The sequence below is a fragment of the Pseudomonas sp. DrBHI1 genome (assembly GCF_002205115.1).
GTDB classification, from domain to species: domain Bacteria; phylum Pseudomonadota; class Gammaproteobacteria; order Pseudomonadales; family Pseudomonadaceae; genus Aquipseudomonas; species Aquipseudomonas mosselii.
In genome coordinates this window covers 61,121-68,098 of record NZ_NIBE01000075.1, presented here as the reverse complement: position 1 = coordinate 68,098, position 6,978 = coordinate 61,121, and the positions used below count along the sequence as shown (strand labels likewise).

3 protein-coding genes and 1 pseudogene are annotated in these 6,978 nt (G+C 69.5%); all 4 read right to left on the bottom strand.

The window, feature by feature from the left end; all coding sequences use genetic code 11:
* Window positions 1-125: 125 nt before the first annotated feature.
* Window positions 126-365, bottom strand: a complete 240-nt coding sequence (locus CC207_RS17050) for a DUF2934 domain-containing protein (protein WP_028692580.1) — start codon at window positions 363-365, stop codon at window positions 126-128.
* 20 nt (window positions 366-385) lie between these two features.
* Window positions 386-3,160 (bottom strand): malto-oligosyltrehalose synthase, encoded by a 2,775-nt coding sequence (locus CC207_RS17045; RefSeq protein ID WP_088852460.1) that lies wholly within the window; start codon window positions 3,158-3,160, stop codon window positions 386-388.
* Window positions 3,157-5,226 carry a 4-alpha-glucanotransferase gene (malQ, locus tag CC207_RS17040; RefSeq protein ID WP_028692578.1) on the bottom strand — a complete coding sequence of 690 codons (2,070 nt, stop codon included), beginning with the start codon at window positions 5,224-5,226 and terminating at the stop codon, window positions 3,157-3,159. The genes CC207_RS17045 and malQ overlap by 4 nt, the downstream gene beginning before the upstream one ends.
* Window positions 5,227-5,241: 15 nt before the next feature.
* A pseudogene (treZ, locus tag CC207_RS17035) lies at window positions 5,242-6,966 on the bottom strand (malto-oligosyltrehalose trehalohydrolase); the annotation flags it as partial.
* Between the last annotated feature and the right edge of the window lie 12 nt (window positions 6,967-6,978).

Sequence of the window (6,978 nt, the reverse complement as noted above, 5' to 3'; positions counted from 1 at the left end):
CATTGCTGCGGATCGTCGCTACGACAAGCCAGCTCCCACAGGTACAGCGGTACTCGAGAAGTCTGCACGGACCCTGTGGGAGCTGGCTTGCCAGCGATGAGGCCGGTACAGGCGCTACAAGGCAATCAGCTTGCCGGCTTCTTCACTGCCCTGGGCTTCTTCACCGCCAGCGGTTTTTCCACGGCAGTGGTGGGCTTGGGTTTTGCCGCCGCCTTCTTGCGCGGTGGCGTCTTGGGCGCCAGCGCCTCGGCTTCGGCCAGCTTGCGGGCCTTGTCCCAATGTTCCTCTTCGCGCCCCTCGGGCTTACCCTCCGACTCCCAGATCTGATAGGCGAACTCGCGAATTCGTTTTTCTTCGACGCTCATCTCGACACTCCTGAATGCAGTTAGGCATGTTCAATCAACACATTGACTGGAAACTCCATCAGCACGGTGCTCAACATCAGTTCCCTTGAAGGGGTGACAGCACCGCCGCCGAAAAGTCCCGAGCAGTTGGCAGGCGACAAGGCAAACGGCAGGACAAGCCGGGTGTCGTCCCAGTTCTGTGCCGGGATCAACGGGGTGGTGGCCGGGCCCAGCAGGGCGCTGGCCAACCGCGGTACGACGATGATGGCGCGGGCGTCCTCGCCCAGGCGGGCGAAGGCCAGCACCTTGTCGGCATGGCGCCCGCGCACGGCAAGCGGCAGGTAGGCGCCACGCTGGAACAGTTCGGGGTGGGCCTGGCGGGCGTCCAGCACCCGGGCCACCAGGGCCTGCTTGAGGCGGCCGTCGCGCCAGTGGGCGAGCAGATCGGCCAGGGGCGTTGCGTCGTCCAGGCTGGCCCGTCTTGCAGGGTAGTCCACCGGGCGGCGGTTGTCCGGGTCGACCAGCGACAGGTCCCAGTACTCGTTGCCCTGGTAAAGATCCGGCACGCCGGGCGTGGTCATGCGCAACAGGCACTGCACCAGGCCGTTCAAGGCGCCGGGGCAGGCCAGGCGGCGCGCCGCTTCGTGCAGGGACTGGCGCAACTGCTGGTTTTCGTCGTTCAGCAGCAGGCCGTCGACATAGGCCGCGCAGGCCTGCTCGTAGCGCTCGTTCGGCGCGGCCCAGCTGCTGCGCAGCTTGGCTTCGCGCAGGGCCTTGCGCTGCCATTGGCGGATGCGTTCGGCATAGGCGCGCAGGGCCGTTGGGTCATGCAGGTCGAGGGTCAGCGGCCAGCTGCCGAGCACCGTCTGCAACAGCAGCAGTTCGTCGGCGGGGCTGGGGGCCTCGCCATCGTCCAGTGCTTCGCGCAGCGGCGCGGCCAGCTCGCGCCAGTGCTCGACGCGGCTGGCCAGCCAGGGGCCGTGCTCGCTGAGCACGGCCAGGCGCGCCCGGCAATCCTCGCCGCGCTTGTGATCGTGGGTGGCGGTGGCCAACAGGTTGTCGGGGAAGTCGCGCAGGCGGCGCTGGGCCTCGTTGTGGAACCAGGCCGGCGCGGCGCTGAAGCGCTCGGCGTCGAAGCCCACGTCGTTGCGCGACAGCAGGCGGGCCGAGCGATAGAACGCGGTGTCCTCGACGGCCTTTGCGGCGCTGGGCGCGGTCAGTTGCTGGAAGCGCACGCAGGCATGGCGCAGGTGCTTGCGCGGCCGGCCCGGCGGCAAGCGGCGCCACGGCTGGCCACCGAGCCAGCGCTCTAGCTGCTCGAGCAGCGGCCAGTCGGCTTCGCCCAGTGACTGCCGCGCCCCGGCCAACGCCTGCTGGAAAAACGCCTCGTCCTCGGCGGGGCGGCCACAGGCGTTGATGTAGGTGCGGTACACCGGGTAATGCTCGACCAGCGCCTGCAGCGCCCGGCGAATGGCGCCGAGGGTGAGGTCGCGGGTCATCAGGTCGTCGCGAGCCACTTGCAGCAGGGCCTGGGCCACCGACTCGCAGTCGCCGGCCAGGCTGGCGTTGAGTACCAGGTGGCGGGCAGTGCGCACCTCCTCGGCGAACTCGGGGCGCTCGCTGACGCTGTTCCACAACTCGCCCAGCGGCCCCTCGCCGGCGGGATCGTGCTGCAGCAACGACACCTGATTCATGAACTCGTAGCCGGTGGTGCCGTCGGTGAGCCAGTCGCGGTGCAGGTGTTCGTCGGTGCCGAGGATTTTCTCCACATAGATCGGGAAGTGCGCCAGTGCGGCATCCAGTGGCCGTCGCGCCAGCAAGCGGTCGACCCGGCGGCGCAGGTTGCGGCAGTAGCGTCGCGGATCGGCCAGGCCATCGATATGGTCGATGCGCAGGCCGTCCACCAGGCCGCGTTCGATCAGCTCGAACAGCTTGGCATGGGTGGCCTCGAACACCACCGCGCGCTCGACGCGCAGGCCACCGAGTTCGTTGATGTCGAAGAAGCGCCGCCAGTTGATGTCGTCGGCGGCGGTGCGCCAGCTGGCCAGGCGGTAGGTCTGGCGTTCCAGCAGCAGGTGCAGGCGCTTGAAACCGGCCTCGGTGCGGCTGTCGAAGGCGCCGAGGGCCGCTTGCAGGTCCGCGCCGGCGGCGGCCAGGCGCGCCAGCTCGTGCTGCAGGGACAGGGCCGCGGCCAGTGGGTCGTCAGCCTCGCCGAGGGCGCTGAAGTGCGCGGCCAGTGCCTGCAGGCGCGGATCCTCGGCCTGATCGAGGATGCGCCCGTAGTCCAGCGGACAGATCGGGAAGCGATGTTCATGGTGGGCCACCTCGAAACGCCCCTGTGGCGCCTCGAAGGTCAGCGGGATCTCGCCGTTTTGCAGGGCCGCGCCGTAATCGCTGCCCAGGAACGGCAGCAACAGTTGCCCGGCCAGCAACGGGTCGCTGGAATGCCACTGGATATCGAAGAATTCCGCATAGGGGCTGCGCCGGCCCCAGGCCAGCAGGCTCTGCCACCAGGGATTGTCGGCGCCGCCGACGGCCATGTGGTTGGACACGGTGTCGAGGATCAGCCCCATGCCGTGCTGGCGCAAGACGGCCACCAGGCGTTCGAGCGCCGCCTCGCCGCCAAGCTCCGGGTTGACCCGGGTCGGGTCGACCACGTCGTAGCCATGCCGGGAACCGGCGCGGGCGGTGAGGATCGGCGAAGCGTACAGGTGGCTGATGCCAAGGCGGGCGAAGTAGGGCACCAGCGGCACCGCGTCATCCAGGGTGAAGTCGCTGTGCAGTTGCAGTCGCAGGGTCGCGGTCAACGGTTTCATCGGTCACGCTCCCAGGCCTGTTCGCGAGCCTGGGCCAGCAGCTCCAGGCGGCGGGCGGCGTCCTCGTCGTCGAGCAGATCGCATGCTGGCGCCTTGAAGCGCCGGCGCCAGTTGGGGTGGCCTTCGGTGGTGCCGGGCAGGTTGGCCTGCTCGTCACTGCCCAGCAGGTCTTCCAGCGGCACCAGTACCAGGGGGGCGCGGGTGTGGCCAACATAGCGGATCGCCGCGTCGATCAGCGCGTCGTCGCCGCGCAGTGGCCCGTAGTTCTGCTCCAGGGTGCGGCGCAGGCCGTCGCGTTCCAGGGCCCGGGTGTGGCGCCAGTGCAGCTCGGTGGCGGCGTCGATCAGTTGCAGGCGATGGCTCCAGTCGATGTCGCGGCCCGCCAGCCAACCGGCCAGGGGCGCCAGGTCGTGGGTGCCGGTGGTGGCCAGGGCATTGTCCGGCCAGTCGAGGATCGGCTTGAGCTGTCCGGGCGCGGCCTGCTCGAACGGTAGCACGCGCATGCCCAGCACGGCCTTGTCGGCCAGGCGTTCGCGCAGGCCCTCGGGCACGGTGCCCAGGTCTTCACCGAGGATGATCGCCTGGTGTCGCGCCGATTCCAGCGCCAGCAGGCGCAGCAGGTCGTCCAGCGGATAGTCCAGATAGGCGCCTTCGCTCGGCTTGGCGCCGCGGGGGATCAGCCACAGCCGGCGCAGGCCCATCACATGGTCGATGCGCAGGCCACCGGCATGGGCCAGGTTGGCCCGCAGCATCTCGATGAACGCGCGGTAGCCGTTGCGCCTGAGGCCTTCGGGGGAGAAGGCGCAGATGCCCCAATCCTGGCCGGAGCGGTTGAGGATGTCCGGTGGCGCGCCGACCTTGAGCTCGGCCAGCAGTTCGTCCTGGCGGCTCCAGGCCTGGCTGCCGGCGCCGTCGGCCCCCACCGCCAGGTCGGCGATCAGGCCTACCGCCATGCCGTTGCCGCGCGCCGCGTCCTGGGCCCGCTGCAGGCTGCGCTCGGTCAGCCACTGGCAGAACGCGTGGAACTCGACCCGCGCCGGATAGGCGTTGGCGAAGGCTTCGACCTCGGGGTGGTAGGGGTCGTGCCAGGCCTTGGGCCAGCGGCGCCAGTCGGCGCCCAGGCCCGTACTGACAGCTTCCGCCTGCAGCACTTCGAAGCGGCAATGGTGCTCCAGTCGCTCGCCGGCGCTGGCGCGGAAACTCTCGAAATCCTCGCGCAATGGATGCTCGCCCTGGCTGAACTGCCGGTAGAGCGCCTCGAGCAGGCGCAGGCGGGCATCGGCGGCCCGTGGCCAGTCCACCAGCGCCTGCTGCTCCAGCGTGTCGAGGGTCGCCTGCAGGTCGCAGGCCTCGATGGCCATGCGCACCTCGCGCTCGCCAAAGACCACACCGGGGCTGGCGTACAGCACGTTGCGCAGCAGCCGGCTGGAGGGCGAGTAGGGGCTGAAGTGGCGCTGATCGAACGCCGACAGGGTGTGGATCGGGCTGATCGCCAAGGCATCGGCGCCGCGCTCTGCGGCGTTGCGCGCCAGTTGCTCCAGGGCCAGGCAGTCGCCGTAGCCGCCATCGCCGGGGCGGCGCAGGCTGTACAGCTGCGCCGCGATGCCCCAGCAGCGCGGCGGTTGCTGCTCGACGCGGTCCTCCAGGGCATGGCAGCGCGGCGGCGCCACGGCCACGCTGAAGCTGCGGCCATCGATGTCAACCCGGTGGTAGCCCAGCGGCAGCTCGCCCGGCAACCGCGCCTGGGTGTCCAGGGCCAGGTGGCGGAGGCTGCCGTCCTCCAGTGTGCAGTGCGCCTGGCGGTCGGCGGTGAAATAGCGCCGCAGGTCCAGGGGCTGGCCGATATCGACGGTCAGCAGTGGCGGCAGGTGCTCGCTGTCCTCGGCTTGCTCGACGGCGCGCAGGCTGGCAGCGATGGCGGCGGCATCGCCGGCCGGGTGGCCGAGGCCTGCGAGCACTCGGCGCAATACCTCGTCGCTGACCTGCTGCGGGCGGTTGTTGGCGTCGATCCAGTCGCGGGCCAGGCCGACCCGCGCGGCCAGGCGGTGGAGGGGCTGTTCGCTCATGGCGTCTCCTGGTCGGGGGGGCAGCAGGCTGACCACGCAGCTGTGCGCGGCGAGGGCCGAGTCGGGGTGGGCGTTGTCGCTGCTGTCGTACAGGCGCCGCTGAAGGGCGGGCAGCGCGACCGGCTGGGGTTGGGCGGCGAGGTTGAGGTCGATGCGCAGCTCGTCGCCATTGCCCAGGCGCCAGCGGGCGGTCAGCGCCTGGTCGCCGAGCACCTCGCTGCCGAGGGCGCGTGCGCCGGGCAGGTGCGGTACGACATGGCGCCGGCGCAGGTCGAGCAATTGCTGGTACAGACCGTGCCAGCCGGCCAGTACATTCCGTTGCCGGGGCCTGGATGAGGCGAAGGTCGCCTCGGCATTCGGGTCGGGTATCTGCTCGCGCTTGTGCGGATCGGCGAAGGCGTCGAAATGGGCGAACTCGCCGCGGCGGCCCTCACGCACGGCGTCGGCCAGCTCATCGTGAAAATCGGTGAAGAACAGGAACGGCTCACGGCTGCCGTCGTCGTCGCCCATGAACAGCAGCGGGATCATCGGCGCCAGCAGCAGCAGCGCGGTGGCGGCGCGCAGGGCCGGCGGTGGGCAGAGGCGGGTGAGGCGTTCACCCAGGGCGCGGTTGCCGATCTGGTCGTGGTTCTGCAAAAACAGCACGAAGGCGCTCGGTGGCAGGTGGCCGCTGGGCTCGCCGCGGGGCGTGCCGTGGCGGTCGGGTTGGCCCTGGAACACGAAGCCTTCGGCCAGGCAGCGGGCCAGCTGGTTGATCGGTCGGTCCTTGTAGTCGGCGTAGTAGCCTTCGGTCTCGCCGGTCAGCAACACATGCAGGGCGTTGTGGCCATCGTCGTTCCACTGCGCGTCGAAGCCTTGCTGCAGCAGTGCGGCCTGGTTGTGCTCGTTTTCCAGCACCAGCCATACGTGACGGCCCGGCTCCACGGCCGCGCGTACCCGTTGCGCCAACTCGACCAGGAAGTCGGGCTGATCGATGGCGTGCACGGCATCCAGGCGCAGGCCATCAATGCGGTAGTCGCACAACCACATCAGGGCGTTCTGGATGAAGTACTCGCGCACCTGCGGGCGACGGAAGTCGATGGCTGCACCCCAGGGAGTCTGCCGGTCCTCGCGAAAGAATGGGCTGGCGTACTGCTGCAGGTAATTGCCGTCGGGGCCAAAATGGTTGTACACCACATCGACCAGCACCATCAGCCCCTGGCCATGTGCCTGGTCGACCAGCTCACACAATTGCTCGGGACTGCCATAGGTGTTTTGCGGCGCATAGGGCAGCACGCCGTCGTAACCCCAGTTCCGCTCGCCAGGGAACTGTCCCAGCGGCATCAGTTCGACGGCGCTGATGCCCAGTTCGGCCAGACGCGGCAGGTGCCGGGCCACCCCGACGTAGCCATCGAGCAAGCCGACATGCAGCTCCTGGATGACCGCTTCGTGCCAGGGGAGGCCCTGCCAGGGGTGTCGCCAGGCGTAGCTGGCCACATCCACCACCTGGCTCGGCCCCTGTACGCCATCGGGCTGGTAGCGCGAGGCCGGGTCGGCCACCTTCAGTGCATTGTCGATACGGTAGTGGTAACGGTCACCGGCCCGGCACGGGGCCACGCCGGTGTACCAGCCGTCACCGTCGGGCAACAGCTCGATCGCCGGCTGCTGCTCCAGTTCCACGCTCACGCTGCGCGCATCCGGCGCCCAGAGGGCGAAGCGCGCCGACGTGGCGTCCAGCAGGTGTGCGCCATGCCTGTGCATCTTCAATTCCCC

Coding starts and splice junctions, on each gene's coding strand:
- malQ (WP_028692578.1), bottom strand. CDS start 5,226: ATGAGCGAACAGCCCCTCCACCGCCTGGCCGCGCGGGTCGGCCTGGCC.
- CC207_RS17050 (WP_028692580.1), bottom strand. CDS start 365: ATGAGCGTCGAAGAAAAACGAATTCGCGAGTTCGCCTATCAGATCTGG.
- CC207_RS17045 (WP_088852460.1), bottom strand. CDS start 3,160: ATGAAACCGTTGACCGCGACCCTGCGACTGCAACTGCACAGCGACTTC.